Origin of the sequence: Fusobacterium massiliense (assembly GCF_900095705.1) — a bacterium.
Classification (GTDB): Bacteria; Fusobacteriota; Fusobacteriia; order Fusobacteriales; family Fusobacteriaceae; genus Fusobacterium; species Fusobacterium massiliense.
In genome coordinates this window covers 311,030-330,610 of sequence record NZ_LT608327.1, presented here as the reverse complement: position 1 = coordinate 330,610, position 19,581 = coordinate 311,030, and the positions used below count along the sequence as shown (strand labels likewise).

General features: G+C 27.7%; 18 protein-coding genes. All 18 read right to left on the bottom strand.

Going from position 1 to position 19,581, the window contains the following annotated elements; all coding sequences use genetic code 11:
- Positions 1 to 3: 3 nt before the first annotated feature.
- Positions 4 to 1,035: a tRNA preQ1(34) S-adenosylmethionine ribosyltransferase-isomerase QueA gene (gene queA, locus BQ2505_RS05960; protein WP_074016859.1), complete on the bottom strand. Its 1,032-nt coding sequence runs from the start codon at positions 1,033 to 1,035 to the stop codon at positions 4 to 6.
- Positions 1,016 to 2,155 (bottom strand): peptide chain release factor N(5)-glutamine methyltransferase, encoded by a 1,140-nt coding sequence (gene prmC / locus BQ2505_RS05955; RefSeq protein WP_074016858.1) that lies wholly within the window; start codon positions 2,153 to 2,155, stop codon positions 1,016 to 1,018. Before prmC ends, queA begins: the two co-directional genes overlap by 20 nt.
- The gene (gene prfA / locus BQ2505_RS05950) at positions 2,156 to 3,229 is read right to left on the bottom strand and encodes a peptide chain release factor 1 (RefSeq protein ID WP_074016857.1); all 1,074 of its coding nucleotides are present in this window, start codon (positions 3,227 to 3,229) and stop codon (positions 2,156 to 2,158) included.
- A 342-nt stretch (positions 3,230 to 3,571) separates the two neighbouring features.
- Positions 3,572 to 4,702, bottom strand: coding sequence for a YibE/F family protein (locus BQ2505_RS05945; RefSeq protein ID WP_074016856.1), 1,131 nt, complete (start codon positions 4,700 to 4,702; stop codon positions 3,572 to 3,574).
- A 148-nt stretch (positions 4,703 to 4,850) separates the two neighbouring features.
- Entirely contained in the window at positions 4,851 to 5,780 is a 930-nt protein-coding gene (locus BQ2505_RS05940; RefSeq protein WP_074016855.1) for a 3-oxoacyl-[acyl-carrier-protein] synthase III C-terminal domain-containing protein, read from the bottom strand.
- Positions 5,777 to 7,063, bottom strand: a complete 1,287-nt coding sequence (locus BQ2505_RS05935) for a F390 synthetase-related protein (RefSeq protein ID WP_074016854.1) — start codon at positions 7,061 to 7,063, stop codon at positions 5,777 to 5,779. The genes BQ2505_RS05940 and BQ2505_RS05935 overlap by 4 nt, the downstream gene beginning before the upstream one ends.
- Entirely contained in the window at positions 7,047 to 7,886 is an 840-nt protein-coding gene (locus BQ2505_RS05930; RefSeq protein ID WP_074016853.1) for an MBL fold metallo-hydrolase, read from the bottom strand. Before BQ2505_RS05930 ends, BQ2505_RS05935 begins: the two co-directional genes overlap by 17 nt.
- Complete coding sequence (locus tag BQ2505_RS05925; RefSeq protein WP_074016852.1) at positions 7,855 to 8,832, bottom strand: NAD-dependent epimerase/dehydratase family protein; 978 nt, start codon at positions 8,830 to 8,832, stop codon at positions 7,855 to 7,857. The genes BQ2505_RS05930 and BQ2505_RS05925 overlap by 32 nt, the downstream gene beginning before the upstream one ends.
- Positions 8,829 to 9,479: a hypothetical protein gene (locus BQ2505_RS05920; protein WP_074017336.1), complete on the bottom strand. Its 651-nt coding sequence runs from the start codon at positions 9,477 to 9,479 to the stop codon at positions 8,829 to 8,831. The genes BQ2505_RS05925 and BQ2505_RS05920 overlap by 4 nt, the downstream gene beginning before the upstream one ends.
- Positions 9,469 to 10,641 carry a glycosyltransferase gene (locus BQ2505_RS05915; protein WP_074016851.1) on the bottom strand — a complete coding sequence of 391 codons (1,173 nt, stop codon included), beginning with the start codon at positions 10,639 to 10,641 and terminating at the stop codon, positions 9,469 to 9,471. Before BQ2505_RS05915 ends, BQ2505_RS05920 begins: the two co-directional genes overlap by 11 nt.
- On the bottom strand, positions 10,638 to 11,411 hold the full coding sequence (locus BQ2505_RS05910; protein ID WP_074016850.1) for an SDR family NAD(P)-dependent oxidoreductase: 774 nt from the start codon (positions 11,409 to 11,411) through the stop codon (positions 10,638 to 10,640). The genes BQ2505_RS05915 and BQ2505_RS05910 overlap by 4 nt, the downstream gene beginning before the upstream one ends.
- A gap of 65 nt (positions 11,412 to 11,476) precedes the next feature.
- Entirely contained in the window at positions 11,477 to 12,061 is a 585-nt protein-coding gene (locus BQ2505_RS05905) for a phosphatase PAP2 family protein (protein ID WP_074016849.1), read from the bottom strand.
- A gap of 341 nt (positions 12,062 to 12,402) precedes the next feature.
- Positions 12,403 to 12,996, bottom strand: a complete 594-nt coding sequence (locus BQ2505_RS05900; RefSeq protein WP_074016848.1) for a leucine-rich repeat domain-containing protein — start codon at positions 12,994 to 12,996, stop codon at positions 12,403 to 12,405.
- A gap of 10 nt (positions 12,997 to 13,006) precedes the next feature.
- A complete protein-coding gene (locus tag BQ2505_RS05895; protein ID WP_074017335.1) occupies positions 13,007 to 14,155 on the bottom strand; it encodes a 2-hydroxyacyl-CoA dehydratase subunit D in 1,149 nt (382 codons plus the stop codon).
- A gap of 21 nt (positions 14,156 to 14,176) precedes the next feature.
- Complete coding sequence (locus BQ2505_RS05890) at positions 14,177 to 15,502, bottom strand: 2-hydroxyacyl-CoA dehydratase subunit D (protein WP_074016847.1); 1,326 nt, start codon at positions 15,500 to 15,502, stop codon at positions 14,177 to 14,179.
- A gap of 159 nt (positions 15,503 to 15,661) precedes the next feature.
- Positions 15,662 to 16,462, bottom strand: coding sequence for an acyl-CoA dehydratase activase (locus tag BQ2505_RS05885; RefSeq protein ID WP_074016846.1), 801 nt, complete (start codon positions 16,460 to 16,462; stop codon positions 15,662 to 15,664).
- Between the two features lie 34 nt (positions 16,463 to 16,496).
- Complete coding sequence (locus tag BQ2505_RS05880; RefSeq protein ID WP_074016845.1) at positions 16,497 to 17,738, bottom strand: sodium/glutamate symporter; 1,242 nt, start codon at positions 17,736 to 17,738, stop codon at positions 16,497 to 16,499.
- A gap of 37 nt (positions 17,739 to 17,775) precedes the next feature.
- Positions 17,776 to 19,530, bottom strand: coding sequence for an acyl-CoA carboxylase subunit beta (locus BQ2505_RS05875; RefSeq protein ID WP_074016844.1), 1,755 nt, complete (start codon positions 19,528 to 19,530; stop codon positions 17,776 to 17,778).
- Between the last annotated feature and the right edge of the window lie 51 nt (positions 19,531 to 19,581).

Genomic DNA, 19,581 nt, shown 5'->3' with positions numbered 1-19,581 from the left:
TAATTAATAGATAAACATACTATCACCAAAACTAAAAAAATGATACTGTTCTTCTACTGCTAAATTATATATATCTAACATCTTTTCTCTGTTATAAAATGCTGAAACTAACATAAGTAAAGTAGATTTTGGTAAGTGAAAATTAGTTATCAATGCATCTACTATTTTAAACTTATAGCCAGGATAAATAAAAATTCCAGTATTTTTTTTCTGAGCTATAAGTTCACCATTTTCATTTACAGAAGATTCTAATGCTCTAGTTGCTGTTGTGCCAACAGATATTACTCTTCTTCCTTCTTTCTTAGCTTTATTTATTAACTGAGCTGCTACTTCTGGAATTTCAAAAAATTCTTCATGCATTTTATGTTCTAAAACATTTTCTACTTGAACAGGTCTAAAAGTTCCTAAACCAACTTCCAAAAACACATCAACTATCTCTACACCTTTTTCTGAAATTTTTCTTAAAAGCTCTTCTGTAAAGTGTAATCCTGCAGTTGGGGCAGCAACTGACTCTCCTCTACTTGCATAGACAGTTTGATATCTGTCTTTATTTTCTAATTTTTTAGTAATATATGGTGGCAAAGGCATAGAGCCTAACTTATCTAATATGCTTTCAAAATTCCCTTTATAAGAAAACTTTAAAATTCTATTGCCATCATCTTTTACTTCTATAAGTTCTGCAACTAATTCTTTATTCTCACCAATATATAGTTTTTGATTTAATTTTAATTTTTTAGCTGGTTTTAATAGACATTCCCATGTATCTAATTCCACTCTTTTTATAAGTAATATTTCTAATACTCCACCAGTTTCTTTATGTCCGTATATTCTAGCTGGAATAACTTTAGTGGCATTCCTAACTAAAACATCTCCTTTTTTCAAATAATCTAATATATTATGAAAATTTTTATGTTCAATGTTTCCATTTGCTCTATTTATTAACATAAGTTTAGCAGAATCTCTAGGTTCTCTTGGTTTTTGACCTATAAGTTCATCAGGTAAATAGTAGTCATAGTCATTCAGATAAGTCGACATCTTCTTCATCTCCTTCTATTTCTAACATAGGAGTTGCTATAATTACTCTATCATTACCCCCGTAATCTTTTATAAGAGAGTCTATGAAATATTTATTGTCTTTTAAAATTTTACTAATATCATTAGCTTGGTTGTATCCAATCTCAAATGCTAATATTCCATCATCTTTTAAATAATTCTTAGCTTTTTTAGAAATTTCTTCATAAAAAAACAAACCATTTTTTTCATCAGTAAGTGCATTCTTCGGTTCATAGTTTTTTACTTCTGGCATTAATGTTTGAAATTCATTTAAGCTAATATAAGGTGGATTAGATATAATCATATCAAACTTTACATCTTCTTTAATATTTTGAAATAAATCAGATTTCATAATTTTTAAATTAGAAATTTGATTAAATTGCTTATTCTCATTTGCAAGTTCAAGGGCTTTATCGGAAATATCAACTGCTAATACTAATGCTTCTGGTACTTCATGAGCTATACTTATTGCAATAGCACCACTTCCTGTCCCTATATCTAAAACTAATGGTTTATTTTTTTCTTTTAATTTAATTATACAATTCTCAACTAATATTTCTGTGTCAGGTCTTGGAATTAAAGCTCTTTCATCTGTTTTAAAAGGTAATCCATAAAACTCCCACTCACCTAGAATGTATTGAAGAGGTTTTCTATTTTTCCCTCTTAATATAATAAGCTCTCTTATTTTATTTTTATCTTCTTCTGAAATTTCTTTTGAAAGCTCCATAGTCAAAATATTTTTATCTATTTTTAAGACATGAGCAAATATATATTCAGCATCTAATTTTGCAGAACTTACTCCATTTTTCTTTAAAAAATCAATAGACTTATTTAAGATTTCCTTATTTTCTTCTGAAAAGTTTTTTCTATACTCTTTAATTTCATTGAAACTCTTATTTTCTTCTATCATTTTTTTTAAATAATATTTTATTTGATTTTTTTCGTTTTCTGTTAAAGTTCTTTCATGATAAATATATAAAGTAAGCCTATCATTGAGATTTAATACATATGAAACTAAATTTTCAGCTTCTAAACGGGGTTTTGAAAAAGAGTATTTTTTCAAATACTCTTCAGAAAATTTTAATATTTCAAGTAAATTCAATTATGCCTCAGAAGCAGAAAGTAATTCAGCTTGATGGAATGTTATAAGTGCATCAATCATTTCATCAATATCCCCGTCTAAAAATGCTTCTAATTGATGTACAGTAAGTTTTATTCTATGATCAGTTATTCTTCCATCTGGAAAATTGTATGTTCTAATTTTTTCAGCTCTATCCCCTGTTCCAACTTGTAGTCTTCTTTCAGATTCAACTTCACTTCTTTGTTTTTCTTGTTCCATTTCATAAAGTTTAGTAATCAAGTGTTTCATTGCTTTTTCTCTATTTTTTAATTGAGATCTTTCATCTTGACATTGAACAACTATTCCTGTTGGTAAGTGAGTAATTCTAACAGCTGAATCTGTCATATTTACGTGTTGACCTCCAGCTCCACCAGATCTGTATGTATCAATTTTTAATTCCTTTGGATCTATTTTAACTTCTTGAATATCTTCTATTTCTGGAAGAACAGCAACTGTTGCAGTAGAAGTATGAATTCTTCCAGAAGCTTCTGTCTTAGGCACTCTTTGTACTCTATGAACTCCCGATTCAAATTTTAATCTTGAATAAGCTCCTAGACCGATAATTGTAAAGGCAACTTCTTTTAATCCTCCAAGTTCTCCATCTTGCTTTTCAATAATTTCTATTTTCCATTTTCTTCTTTCAGCATATCTAGAATACATTCTAAATAAATCAGCTGCAAATAGAGCAGCTTCATCTCCACCAGCTCCACCTCTAATTTCCACTATAACGTTTTTGTCATCATTTTTATCTTTTGGTAGAAGTAATACCTTTAATTCATTCTCAAGTTCTGGTAATTTTTCTTCAGCTTCTTTCAATTCTTCATTAAGCATTTCTTTCATATCAGGATCTTTTTCAGTTTTAAAACTTTCTTTAATAAAATCTATATCGTTTACATACTTTTTATACTCTTTATATTTTTCAACAATTCCTGTGATATCATTAAGAGCTTTATTATATTCTATCATTTTTTTAGAATCAGCAAGAACCTCTGGACTAACTAATAACTTATTTAGCTCATCATATCTTGCAACAACTTCTTCTAATTTATCAAACATTTTCATACCTCTCTTTATATTTAAAATTCATTTTATAATACCATAAATGACATAAAAAATCTAGTAAATAAAAATCTTTTCATTATTCTATATGATTTTTTTATTCTATATAAAAGTGTATAAATAAAGTCTCTTGATAGCTGTATGAGTTCTACGAGCTCAATAAACATAGGCTATTTGAACTAATACGGACATCAGAGACTAATTTTGCTATTTAATTTTATATTTTCCTATATAAAAATTAAAAGGATTAACTCCTGCTTCTTACAGAAGTCAATCCTTATTAGTAAGTTAAATTAATTTGTCCAACTTTTTGGTATCAGTACAGTCAAGAAAGTTTTTTTATTTTGAGTTCGGAGAACTTATACTTTTTTTATAAGAAAATAGATTCGAACCTATAAAAGCTGTTATAGGTATAGCAATTAATATTCCTATACTTCCACAAACAGATCTCATAATTTCAACTGCAATATCTTGGTAATTCAAAATTCTAATTGCTGGGTAATCATTTGCTTGAATATATATTAAAAGCAAGGTAAATAATGAACTAGCAATATATGCTAAGATAAGTGTATTTATCATCGTTCCAATTATGTCATTTCCTATATTTAATGCTGATTTAAATATAGATTTTTTTGTCAACTTTTCATTAGTTTCATATAGTTCATTAATGGCAGATGTTATAGATACTGCTACGTCCATAACAGCTCCTAAACTTCCTATTATTACTCCTGCTGGAATTAATTCTTTAAGATTTATATTTTTAAAAAGATAAGCAGATGCTAAAATATCAGAATCTAAATATCCATTAATTCTCATTTTATATGTAAAAATATATGAAAGTAATCCAGAAATGACTACTCCAGAAATAGTTCCTAAAAGAGCAACTAAGAACTTTTTATTTATTCCCATTGTAAATGAGATTGTAATAAGTGATGAGAATATGCAAGTTAAAACAGCAAAAAATATAGGAGAATTTCCTTTTTGTATTGCTGGTATAAAAATAAAGACTATAAAAAATATAGTAGTAACAAGAGCTACCATAGCTTTAATTCCATTCTTTTTTGCAATTACTAATATTAAAACTCCAAATATTCCTAGCATTATATAGATATCTGTCCTTTTATCTATATCAGAAATATAGTATTCTATTTTACTTTCATTGTTTTCATAATTTTGAAAAGATTTGTATATTACAACCTTATCACCAACTTCAGCTCCAATATTGTACTCAGTATTTTTATAGATGGGTAAATCTACCTCTATAATTTCATTCTTGTCATTTCCCTCAAGTAACTTAACATTATATTTTTGAATTTCTTTTACACTTTCATCTTCTGTAGTCGGTTTTTCTACAGAAATTAGATTTATAATTTTTCCAGAAATATATTCTTCTTTTGCTTCAGAAGCATTAAGTGTGAAGTTAAAAATTAAAAATAATAAAGTAAATAAATAAAAAAATTTCTTTCTCATGATATTCTCCTAAAAAAATAAATATTTTATTTCTATTTTATCACATTTTTTCTAAATTTATAGTTGTATATAGAAATAAAAAGGCAAACCTTTTAAAATTTTGGTTTGCCTTTTTTAATTATTTTTACTAAAAAATCACTCTAAAATACTATATTTTTATAATAATCATATTTGTAGTCAGTCCAGCTGCTGTGCCAATTAAAAGTAGAGTGTTTCCTTTTTTTATAATATTCTTTTCTAAAGCATGAGCTAATACCATAGGTACTGAAGCAGATACCATATTTCCATATTCTTCTACTTCATCAATATATTTTCCTTTTTTTATTCCCATTTTTTCCATGACTAATGGCATAGCAATACTGGCTTGATGTGGAATAACCATATCTATATCTTCAATTTTCAAATCATTTTTTCTTAAAAAATTATTCAATAGTTCTGGAATTTCTTTTATTGAAAGAGATAATATTTTTTTCCCATTCATATCAAACATATATTCTTCTTTTGTTTTTTCTGTATAATTTTCGGGGTGATACAAACTTAGACCACCTCTTATTTCTGTTGAATGTGCTCCCTCTGACCAAGTTTTTTGCACACTATCTATTATACCTATTTCTTCATCTGTTTTTTCAATTAAATATGCTACTGCTCCATCACTGAAAAGTTCATAACTTTCTTTTTGATTTGGATTTAAAGCTTTTGATGGAACATCTGCCGATACAATTAAAATTCTTTTATATCTACTAGCTTCCAATAGATAAGACATAGTGTCTAAAGTTGTCATAAAACTAGTACAAGTAGTATTTATATCTAAAGCAGGAATATCTTTTCCTTTAGCTACTCTCTCATGAATTAAGGCTGCTGTACAAGGTATAGGTTGTAAGCCAACTGCACAAGCAGAGACAATACAGTCTATGTCATCTATACTTAACTCGGCATTTTTTAAAGCATTATTTACTGCTTTTTCTATTAGAGAAAGTTGAGTTTCCTTAGCTCCTATCTTATATCTTTTTTGATTTTTAAAATATATAATTTTTTCTGGCAATGCACAACCATAAGCTCTTATTTTAATTTTTCTCATCTCAAATCCTCTTTCTTCATTTTTTGACAAATTCTTTTCATCTTTTTTGTGTTGTCTAGTTTATATTCTATAAAATTTATTTCTACATCAACTATATCTAATTTTTTAAATAGTTTAAAAAATTCTTCTCTTATATTTTTTTCTTGTTTCTCGTCTAAATTTAAAACAGCAACTTCCAAAGTTTTATGACTTATTTGAAATACTTGATATTCTGTTATATTTTCAACAAATAGTATTGTCCTTCTTATAAAATCAGGAAACACAGTTATTTTCTTGTTATTTTTAGTAATGAAAACAAAAATATCATCTGCTCTTCCTTCAATCTTTTCAATTTTTTGTAAACAAGAGCCACAAGGACAACTTTCTCTATCTTCAATCAAGATATCATTTAAATAATAATTTATAAATGGTTGACTTGTTCTTTTAAAATCAGTTATTATTGGGTAAAATCTTTTTTTATCTATATATTTTTTTTCAAATTTTATTAAATCTTCATTTAAGTGAAGATTCCCAAATTCACAAGTACAAGCTAAAAAACCTTCTGTTGCTTGATAAATTTGATGAATTACTTCAAGTTTAAATTGTTTTTTTATATATTCCTTATCTTTTTCTTCCAATATTTCTGCAACTGATATTACTTTTTTCACTTTAATTTCAAGTTTCTCATTTTCTATTTTTTTTGAAAGTAAAAGTAAAATCGATGGAGGAGCTACAATAATTGTTGGCTTATATTTAATTAAATTTTCAATATGTTCCTCAATACCTTTAAAAGTATCAAAATATTTAAGACTTATAAAAAATGAATTTATACTTTTATATAAGTCGTTATCGGCTCTTAAAAAGAAAGCTATTCTATGCCCAAAAATATCATTTTTAGGAAGTGCTTTTGCAAGTATAGTTCCTGCCCAAATTCCCTGTTCTTTTTGAGTTGTAATAAATATTCCTCTATGTCCCGAAGTTCCTGATGACAAGCCAACAGAAATATTTTTATATTTTTGAGAAAAATCCCTTGTTTTTTCACTATTTATAGCCACAGTCATTGCATCTTCTTTTATTACTCCCAGTGTATTTAAGTTATTAAAATTTTTCATCATAAATTCTTTATCCATAGAAAAATTATTATCTATTTCATGCTCCTTGAAGTAAGGTGATTTTTCTTTTAAAAATTTTAAATGTTTTTTTATTTCTTTCTCTTGATATTTTAATAATTTTTCTCTTGAAGTCCATTTTCTAAAATATCTTACTTTTATAAAAGTAACTATAATATTAAAAATTTTTTGCATTATATCTCTCCATACATTTTTTTAAAATTTCTATCACTTTTTCTCTTTCATCATGGCTTACAATTACAGATATTCCATTTTCTATTACTTCTCTTAAAAGTTCATTTCCTTTTTTATATTCATAAAAATTATTTTGTATTTTTCTAGCTATCCAAGTCATTTTTTCAGTTAATGATAAAAAATTTGTCCCCCAAGAAACATCAGCAGCTATCAATAATTTACTTTCTGGAAAATATAAGCAAGCTTGGCCTTTTGTATGTCCATCTATCTCAACTATCATCATTGAACCATCATTAAACAAGTCTGAGCTCTCTTTATATTTAAAACATTCATTATTTTTAAAACTATCTATTACAATCAACCTTTTCTCAAAATTTTTTGGCAATAACTCATCAAATATCAATATACTATTTTTTTTCTTCTTGTAATCAAGATAACATTTTTTTGTAATTATAATTTTAGAATCTGGAAACAATTTCAATCCACCTATATGGTCAGGATGTAAATGAGATATTATAATATACTTTATTTCTTCTTTTTTTATTCCATTTCTTTCTAATTGATAGTCTATAATATCTTCTCTTTTTAATGTGATAGGATTAGCAAATCTATAAAGAAGATATTTTAGCTTATTCCTTAAAATTTCCATAGAATAGCCTGTGTCATATAAAATATAGCCTTGTTCTTTATGTTTAATTAAAAATACACCAGCATAAAAATCTAAAATTTTTGAAGGCTGTCCTTTAAAAACTTTTTTTAGATTATTTGTACAATAACCACAAGAGAAATATTTAATTTTCTCTATTTTTTGTATACTTGACATATTTTTTTACTCCCTCATATACTGAAATTTTAGGCTTATAATTAAGTTCTCGTTTTGCCTTATCTATATTTAAAGTTTGACTATATCTCATTAAATATAGAGTATATTTTGTAAGTGCTGGTTCTTTTTCAATTTTAAAAATTTTATAAATTTTTTCTAATAAAATTACAAATGGTAAAACTAAATTATAATTCCATTTTAAATATTTTGCTTTTTCTCCTAATTCATTAAAGAATAAATTTAAAATTTCTTTAAATTCCATAGGCTCATCATTAGTTATATTATATACTGTTCTAGTATATTTTTTACATTCCAAAGCTAACCTTACTGCATAGGCAACATTCTCAATACAACTTACATCTACTTTTTGTTTTCCATCATTAAAAAGAGGTATACCTATTTTTGAATTTAATTTTAAAAGTCTTGGGATTATACTTGTATCTCCTATCCCAAAAAGTCCTCTTGGACGAATAATAATATAGTCTAAGGAAGATTCTTTGATTATTTTTTCAGCCAGAATTTTAGTTTTTATATAGTAGTTTAAATCATTTTTTTTAGGAGCTTCCTCTTCTTTTACATCTAGCTGGTTTTTGGCTCCAGCATAAATACTTGGTGAAGATATATAGACTAATTTTATTTTTTTCTCTTCACATATTTCTACAATATTTTTTGTACCAACAACATTTATATTATAAAAATTTTCCCATTTTCCCCAAACTGTAGAAAGTGCTGCTGAATGTATAACGGCTTTACAACCTTTAAGAGCTTCATATAGTTCTTCTTTATTTCTTATATCTCCTTTAAAAAATTTAACATTCTTATCTTCTAATTCTTTTCCAATTTTTTCGTTTCTACCAAATCCAATAACTTCATAAGAATTATTTTTTAATTCTTCTACTATATATTTCCCTAAAAAACCAGTAGCACCTGTTAATAATACTTTCAAAATTCCTCCCAACTTATTTTACTGTTGTTATTTTTCAAATACTCTTCTATTTTTTCTTGTACATCTTTACTTTTAAAATAGCCCATATGTCCACATTTTACAATAACATCTGTCTTATGAAAATCTAAAAGCCAAGAATAGATATCAAAAGAACCTTTAAATACGAGAGTATTTTTTATGCTTCCATATCCTTTAGCAAATGCTCCTAAAGCAAATATTTTTATATTTTCATTCTGAAAATTTGATATTTTCATAAATTTTTTCCAAATATTAAGTCCTGAACTCTGTGAAATTATGACTACTTCTTTAAGTTCCCTAATTGGTTCTAGATGTCTCAATATTTGTTTTTTAAACCTTTTATTATATAAGGTTTGAGGGTAATAGAAAATATTTGACCAACTAGCTTTTAAAATATTTATTTCCTTATAATCTTTATATGGAAAATCTTCGTTATAAGGAAAATTAGAATCTACTATAGTATAGCCATATTTTTTGAAAATATTTAAAAGCTCATATCTATCGGGTTCTAGACTTGCTGAACTCAAATCACTACTTCCACTTATTACCAAAACAATTTTATCTTCTTTTAGCAAAGTTTTAGCTGTATCTAAACTTTCTAGTTTTTCTAAATATTCATTAAATTTCATAATGTATTTTCCCATCTATAACTTTTATTTTCTTATTTCTCCATACTATTGTAGGCTTGGTTGAAAATGTATATATTATTAAAAAAGGAAGTAATAGTTCACTAACTAACTCCAAGGATATTTCTTCTATCTCTTCTAATTTATTCTTACTACCTCTATCATTATATATTATTCTTCTTGTGATGTAATAAAGTACAACTTTTCCAACAAATAAATTAAAAATTAGTATTATATAATCTATCCCTAAATAAAAACTATAAAACAATAATATAGCTGGTAGTGAAATTGGAAGAAATATTATAAATAAAAACTTTATTGAAAAGGCATTTTTCATATATATTTTTCCAAATAATAACCATCTTTTTATTAGTAAAATATATTTTCTAAGATTTGGCACAGTATTTCTTACATTACAAAAAATTGTACTTTGTTTTATCTTTACTCCCATTGATAATAAATAAGTTGCAAGTGCTAAATCATCACATAGCCAATATTTTATTTCTTCAAAAGCATTATATTTTTTTAAAATTTCAGTTTTTATTATATAAAACATACCATTTATTGTTTTATTTTCATTTAAAAATGACATAGAAAAATATGTAAAAATAGAATTACTATTAATGAAAGCTGATATCATTTTTGAGAAAAAACCACTTATATTATAGTTATAAGGAATCCCTGTTACTATCAATTCTTCTTGAGTATTTTCATATAGGCTCATCTCATTCATTTTTTTTATATCTAATACAGAATCATCATCTAAAACAATCGTATACTCAGTTTTTATATATTTTAAGCCTTGAGCTAATTTAAAAATCTTAGGATTAATATTTTGAGGAACATCATCTAAGTATATATTTACTATTCTTTCTAAATATTTTTCTTTTTCTGAAATTTCTTTAACTATCCTAATTGCCTCACTGTCTGATTTATCTACTAACCAAATAAATAACATATTTGAAGTATTTCTTAAATTTTCTTCTAAAGTTTCTTCGAGTCTCGAATCTCCTGATAAAATAGGCTGTAAAACTGTATACTTACTTTCATCTATTTCATCTTTTGTTTTTTTATTTATTTTATAATAATAAAAAACAGAAAATAATAATTTTAAAACAAATAAAATTATTGTAAGTATTAGTATAATATAAAATAATATTTTCATTTTAATACCTTTCCTAATATTATAGATAACAATTTAAGTTGCATTGAAATAGGTAATATATCTAATAAAAACATAGAAATTTTATTTCTAAAACCTATTATAGAAAAAGTTTTTTTCTTATCTATAGATTTTATAATTTCCTTAGCAACATCTTGAGCTGACATCATTAATTTTTGTGAACTTCCAAATTTTTTTTGAATATTTTTATCAAAAAAATTTGTTTCAGTCGGACCTGGGCAAATTGATAAAACTCTCACATTAGATTTCATACTTTTTAATTCCTCATCTATTCCTAAAGAATAATGAAGTAGCCCTGCTTTAGTTGAAGAATAAATATTCATATAAGGATGATAATAAAGTGCTGCTGTTGAACAGATATTTACTATTAATCCTTTATTTTCTTTTAAAAATTTATCTATATATTTTCTTGTTAAAACTATCGGAGCTACATAATTTACATTTATAGTTTTAATTTCTTCTTCCAATGATATATTTAAAAATTTATCTAATCTACCAAATCCAGCACAGTTTATTACTGTATCAACATCACATTTCTCTACAATATTATCTATGTACTCTATATCTGATAAATCGAATTTTAATGTCTCACATTCTAAATTTGGATATATATTTTCTAATTCTTCTTTTAATTCTTTTAATTTTTCAATAGAACGAGCTAATAAAAAGATTTTTTTCATATCTTTAGCTAAAATTTTAGCTAATTCTCTACCAATTCCTGAACTTGCTCCTGTTATTAATATCTTTTGCATATATACTCCTGATTTTTATTTTATTACATTATAACATATATCTTTATGAGTTATAGCATTAGATTTTATTTCCTATAAATAATAGTAACTATTATAAACATTATTAAGCCTCCAATATAATCAATAAAATGATGTTGATAAACAAATAATACTGATATTGATATCAAAAAGCTCCAAATACAAATAAAATACTTAATTTTTGTTTTTAATTCTTTAAAAAAAACATAGATATACATAAATGAATAACTAACATGTAATGAAGGACATTGATTAAAATTACTATCAAACATTGCTAAACTTTTAAATAATATTTTATAAAAAAAATTGTTTACTACTGGTTTTTCAAAACTGAATTGTAATGGAAAAATAAAAAATAAAATAACAGATAATATTGTTAAAGTTGCTGTTTTTTTTGAATAAGTTATCAATTTTTTTTCATCATTAAAAATAAAAAATGATATTGCAAATAATATTCCTGATGTCATGTAAGGAATAATAAATATAGGGATGAAAGGTATAGATTTTTCCCACTCCATATATACGGAAGGAATATTATTTAATCCTTTTGAATAAATTTCTGAGATTTTATAAAGAAATATAAAAAGTAGTGAGTTTAAAAAAAATGTTTTTATTTTTATTTTATTTATCATATTATTTCCTTTTTATTTTTATTTTAGCATATTTTAAAAAAATAAAAAAGTGATAAACAAAGACTCCTAATAACCATACAACTCTTCTAAACTCACTGAAATGTTCTCCAGAGTAATAAGGAACGTCGAAGAATAATTTTTATATTAATTTTATACTTTAAAAAGTCTCTTGACAGCCGTATGAGTTCTACGAGCTGAATGAACACAGGCTCTTCGAACTAATACGGACGTCAGAGACTAATAAGTATTTTATTTTTTATACTTTCCTATAGAATACAATAAAAAATGTACCAAAGTTTCATCAACAATGGTACATTCTAAAATTTATATTTTTATTTTAACTAAGCTCTTTCAACAGTTGTGTTAGCTTCAAAGGCATTAATATGTAAGTTTACTGTACTTGGTACAACAACTTTTCCTATATTATTTTTTTTGAAAGCATACATATCTATTTTTTGAACTGAAGCTGGTATAGTTATTGAAGAAAAAGCATTTTTGAAAAATGCAGATGCTCCAATGTATTCTAAGCCTTCTGGTAAAGAAATTTCTGAAAGTTCATTTAGTGCAAATGAGCTTGGTTCTAATTTTTTTACTTTGCTTCCAAATTCAACTTTAGTTAATTTATTTCTATAGAAAGCAAAACCTTCTATATTAACTAATGCTTCAGGTAATTTTACTTCTTTTAATTTACATACACCAAAAGCATCATATCCTATACTTTCAACAGTTTCAGGTATTACAACAGAAGTTAACCCTCTTCTATAAAAAGCATTATCAGCTATTTTTTTAACAGGTAATCCGTCAGGAGTAGTTGCAGGTATTACTAAATCAGTTTGACCTCCAGTTTTTACTTTATCCTTACCTTTTGCTGTCATTCCTTTTAGTTCGTCACCTTTAAATATGAAATCATCATATTCCCATAAATTTTGGTCCATTTTCTCCCTCCTACCATCTGCTTAATTGTACTAATTCATTAAATGTTTCAAGTTGTGTTTTTACTTGTCCAAAGTCTACCATTTGTTGATCATATCCCATTTTGATTAATGGAACTTTAGCAGCATCAAATGCTTGTTTCAATGATGGGTATTCCATTTCTTCCGTATCATTGAAGTTCATCATAAATAGTAAGCAACCATCTGCTTTATTGTCTTTAACTAAGTCTAACACATACTTAGGTCTCTTATATATATCTGGGTCATAAAGTATTGGATCTTCGTCCATACGAGCAAATTGATCTGCAAGAGCTAACATAGGATCTTCAATAGATAAATCTATATCTATTTTTAATGCTCTTGATTCATGAGCCACATCATCAGCTACTACACATACTTTATAGTTATCAAATACTTCTAAAAGTCCTGGGTTATCAGTAATAACTCCACTAGTTACTACTCTTACTCCGTCCCATTTTTCTTCAGCTAATGCTTCTAATTTTTCATTTAATTGTTTTAATAGAGCTGTATGTTCATCTTTAAGCATAAAATATGAACTTTTTAAAACATTAGATCTATCAGAAGCTTTTATTGATTGTGGGTGAGAAGCTGCTAATTTTATGAATTTTCTTTTTTCTGCTCTATTTTCATTATAAACAACGAATGCTTTCTTTAAGTTTTCATCTGTAATTTTTACATCACAAATCTTTTCTAATTCTTCTTTAGCTTTATTGAATATTTTAGCATTATATTTTTTACCAAATTCTTCTTTTCTATGTTGACCATGATTTAAGAAAACCATAGGTATTTTTCTTCCAGCACTTACTTTATAGTTTTGTGAAAATGGTCTTAATGTATCGTCTAATGTAGTAATCATTGATGCAGATAATCCATCTAAAGTTCCATCTAAAGCCATTTCTAAACATCTTAGTGCTAGTGAGTAATAGAAAGTAGGGAAATAATCCTTTGCTTTTTCAATAGGTCCTTGTCCTCCCCATACACCGAACGGAACCATTCCACCTGCGTAAACAATTTCTTCTGGTGCATAGTAAGGGAATATTCCTACTGCTTTCTTACCTTCAGCAAGATATTTATCTAATTGCTTTCTTGGGTTTTCTGCATAGTACTTAAATTGTTCCAACAATTCCTTAATTTCAGCCATCTTTCTCATTCTCCTCCTATATTAATCTTTTAAAGTTGGTTTTGACCAATCTGTTTCTTTAGTATTTTCAAAGTTAGTGTATACTTCTTCACCTTTAGCTAACTTTTCTTCTTTTCTTTCTTGCATTATTTCAACAAGCCCTTGAACTCTTGTATTATATTGTTCTGTTGAGAAGTTTCTTTCATCAGCTTGGTCTCCATCAAAGTGAACAACTGGAATTCCTAAATCTTCTTTCCATCTTCTTTCTATTTCTGGCATTGCACCACTCCAAGGTTTACAACTACGGTTATAGTTTACAAGTGCTCCACTTATACCATTTTCTTTAGCCATAGTTTCTCTCCATTCAACTCCTGTTTCAATACATACAGAACAAGGAGCTTTACAGTAAGCTGCTGCCATTTCTCTTACATTGTGATATCTAAATCCAAATGCTGGAGCATAAACAACTGCAGTTACGTTTACACCATTATCTTTTAATGGCTCGAATAATGGTTTCAATCCTGGCCAACAAGGAATTCCTTCAAATAGTATTCTATGTTCTTCTGGATATTCCCAAGTAGATGTTCCATCTTTTATAGATTGTTCAAATTCATCAGCAAGTAATTCAAATCCCATAGCTGCTTCTTCATCACATCTTGCTGCAACTATATCAGCCATATGGTTAAATAAATCGAATCCACTTAATGGAGATGGTTTATATCCCATATATTTACAAGCTTTTAACCAAGCTGAAGCAGTTCTGTTTGCTCTATCACAAGCTGCTTCAAATTTCTTTTCATCAAATTTCTTTCCTGTTAATTCTTCTAATTGTTTTATAGCATGATCAAATTGTCCTACTAAATAATCAACTTTTTCTTCTGGAGTATCAACAGTATTTGAAAAAGGTATATCTATCATTATTAATGGAATGTTATGCATTCTTGCAATATTTTCATACCATTTAGTCATCATATTACAGATATTATTACAACACAATAAAAAGTCTGGTTGAGGCATTCTTCTTGCATCAGTTGGTTCTCCAGCTGCATATGCCAAACTTATTCTTGCATATCCACAAATATCATTGTCATATCCCATATCTTCTGCTGCTTGACAAAGTCTTAATCCATCTTTTTTAGCTGCTGCAGAAGCTGCATGGTTTTCTGGGTATACAACATTTAAATCAAATGCTTTTGCAAGTTCGATAGGGAATTTTGAAGAACTCCACCCTACTAATTCTCCTCTCTTTTTAGCTTGCCAAGCATTATCATAAACTTTATCAACAACTCCTCTTAAGATTGCTGCTGCCGGTTTATGTCCTTCTATTGGTCTAGGTGTCTTATTAGGTAATTTTTCCATTTTAGCCATTTTGTTTCCTCCTATTTCTTTTAATGCATAATTTACATATTTTAAAATTACTATTTTTATCTTATATTAGTTATAAAAACTAAAAACAAGGAAAGGTTATATTTTGACTCTAAACTGTTTTTAGTTTTTATAATAGTTTTAATTAAAATCTAAGTAAAATTAATTCCCATGTTCCATAGTATATTTATGATAAGCAAAAAGCGCTGCTCCTATTGCTCCATTTAATTGACAATATTCACTAGTATGAATTTTAAAACCTAAGTTTTTTTCTAAAGCTCTAACCATTCCTCTGTTTAGAGCAACTCCACCAGTCATAACAACATCATCTTTTATACCTATTCTTTTTGCTAAACTTCCAACACGACTAGCTATAGCTGTGTGTATTCCTTTTACTATATCTTCAATCTTTGTTCCTTTTGCAAGTTGTGAAATAACTTCTGATTCAGCAAATACTGTACAAGTTGAGCTTATTGGAACATCTACTTTAGATTGTTCATCTAATTTTTCTAAATCTCCTAGTTCTACTTCTAGTACTTTTGCTATAACATCAAGAAATCTTCCAGTTCCTGCAGCACATTTATCATTCATAACAAAGTTCTCAAGCATTCCGTTGTCACCAACTTTTAATGCTTTTGAGTCTTGTCCTCCGATGTCTATTATTGAATGAACATTAGGAAAAAGAAAATATGCCCCTTTTGCATGACAAGATAATTCGGACATTTGAGCTGGAACTTCCTCCAACGAATTTCTTCCATAACCAGTTGCAACAGCTCCTTGAAGTTGACTTATTGAGTCTAATCCAACTTGCTCTAAAACAGATTTAATTGCTCTTGATGGTCCAGTTGTACCTGTTCCAACAGAGATAACTGCTTTTGCAACTATTTCCTTTCCATCTTTTAATATAACAGCCTTAGATGCAGTCGAACCAACATCTATTCCCATAGTAAATACATTACTCATTGTTATACTATCCTTTCCTTAAAAATAAATAAAATTATCCAATCCATCCAGCATGTAATATTTTTGCATAATCTAAAAACTTAGTAATGATTATTGCATTCGATATATTGCTTATAAAGCCTCCAATTACAGGTACAACAAAGAATGCCAATTTTGAATATCTATATTTTTTACAAACAGTTTGCATAGTTGTCATTGCAACTGGAACAGCTCCTAGTCCAAAACCAGTATGTCCTACTGCCATTACTGCTGCATCGTAATTTCCACCCAATAATTTGAATGTTAATAGATAACAGAATAAAATAATAAATATTACTTGTGCTAGTAATAATACCATTAATGCCATTCCTAATCCTGATAATTGCCATAATTTCATTGTTATAATTGACATTGACACAAATAATCCCAATGAAAATTCTCCAACAGTATCTATAGCTTCATATAGGGCATCATGATTACCTTTTTTTCTATCATAAAATAGTCTAATTAAAATTCCACCAAACATACAACTTACATGTATAGGGAATTTTACATTAATAGCTGCTAAACCATTTGTTATAATTTGTCCTATACCGATAGCTATACACATTAGGAAAACGGCATTAACTACTTGAGAACCATTCATTAATATACCAGTAGATTGTTCTCCAGTCATTTCAGCTTTTTCTCCTGCACCATCTAGTTCAGGATTTGTAAGTTTGTGTCTTTTAATTATAAAGTTTCCTAATGGTCCACCTATTATACAACCTGAAATTAATCCAAATGTAGCTGATGCAATAGCAACTTCCATTGCTGCAGAGGCTCCTGCTTCAACTGCTATTGGAGCAAATGAAGCTGCATTTCCATGTCCACCAGTCATTGGTATACTTCCAGTCATCATTGATATTAATGGATCAACATGCATAAAATATCCTACACCTAATGCAACTGTATTTTGTAATGCTGCTAAAACTGCTGCTAATATTGCAAATATTACAACTAGTTTCCCACCTTGTTTTAAAAGTGCCATACTTGCTGCTGCACCACTCGCTGCAAAGAATATACAGTAGAATAATGTATTTACTGTTTTATAATCAAATTCTAGCTCAACAATTCCTGCTGCATATAGTCCATAAGTTACTATTGAAAATATAGTTCCCCCAACAACTGATGCTGGTAAACAATATTTTACAAGTACTGGTATTCTTTTTCTTAAAAATTCCCCAAAATATATTGCTAATACTGCTAACATTAGCGTTTCAAACATGCTTACTTTTATTACGTTTATTTCTCCCATATTTCCTCTTTTCTTTTTATTTCTACTTTAAGTATTCTTATCTTTTAGTGTAAGTTTCAAATTCTCTTATTGCTCTTGGTAAAATCATTTGATGGAAAGCACAAATTGATCTAGGATTTTGATATACAGAGTTAGCAAAAGCTGTTATATATCCTCTAATATCATATAAAGGTACTATTTCATCAACCATACCAGTTTTAGCACAATAAGCTGGTCTAGATTTAGCTGTATATTCATTGATAAGTTTATTCATTTTATCGATTGTAGGTTGTAAATCTTTTCCATCTTTATGATCTTTTGCAAGTCTTCTTGAGAACATTGCAGAAGCTGCTGTTTCTCCGTTCATTACATATACTTCAGTTGCTGCAGTTCCTAAAGAAAAAGCGTTTGTATTATTACCTTGTGGTCCTCCTAATACATAGTGAGCTGCTGCAGATCCTTTTCTTAATGTAACTTCTATTTGAGGTACTCCAGAGTTTTCTATTGAATATATTAATGATTGTCCTAATCCTAATAATTCAGCTTCTTCTGCTGGGTTTCCTACATCTATACCTGTTGTATCTTGTAACCATACTATTGGTAATCTATCTCTTGAACATAGATTTACAAATTCACTCATTTTTATAAGTCCTTGACGATATAATTTACCACCAATACCTACTGCTTTTTCTCTGTATTCAGGATAGTTCATTAATAAACCTTGTGCATTTGCAACAACTCCTACTAATAATCCGTCAACTTTTGCAAGTCCAGTTACAACTTCTGGTCCATATCCTTTTTTGTATTCAGAAAATTCACTGTTATCAAATAAACGACCAATTACATCGTAAATGTTATAAATTTTCTTTTGGTTCATTGGTATTATAGAGTATAAATCTTGAGGATCTAATACTGGTTCAGTTGGTTCATCAACTCTAAAGAAATCTAAGTTATAAGCTGGTAAATAGCTCATGTATTCTTTTATTCCTTCTAATACTCCAACTTCATCATCATATACTTCTCTAAAGAATCCAGTTTTGTCATAATGTACATGAATAGTTCCTGGTACTTCAACTTTTTTAGCTGCTGCAGTTGCTTCAGCAATTTGAATAGCACCTTCCATATCTATAAATCCTTTTGGATTCATTCCACCAACTATTCCTGCTCCTCCAACTGCCATATTAGCATCTTTATGAGCTATTAAGATAGTAGGACTGATACTATGGTATCCTCCACCTGCTGGATTAGTTCCATAAATTCCAACAATTACAGGTATTCCTAATTGTTGTAATTCAGCATTACGATAAAATGGAGTTCCTCCACCTCTTCTATTTGCATAAACTTTTTCTTGTTCGTCTAATTTAACTCCACTACAATTTAATACATAAACTAGTGGAATTCCTAAGCATTTAGCTGTATCAGAAGCTCTTAATAAGTTATCTGCTTGTCCTGGTACCCATGCTCCAACTATTTTTTTATTGTCTGATGCAACGATTACAGCCCATTTTCCTTCGATTCTTCCCAATCCTTTTACTATACCTGTTCCAGTTTCAAAATCTTCTGGATTGTATAATGTATTTAAAGGAAACCAAGTTCCTTCATCAACTAATTCTGCTATTCTTTCTAATGCAGTCATTTGATTTTTATCATGAATTTTTTCATCAGGTGTTCCTGCTTGTTGCATTGCTTCTATGCTTTCAGCTATAGCTGCTTCAACTTCTCTTACTGCTGTTTCATTAGCTTCATCAATGTTTGCTAATGTATTACCAACTTGTGGCATATTTTGAAAATATTTAGGCATTGAATAATTCATCTATTTTCTCCTTTTCTTTTACTATATTTTGAATAAGGAAAAGTCTATAAA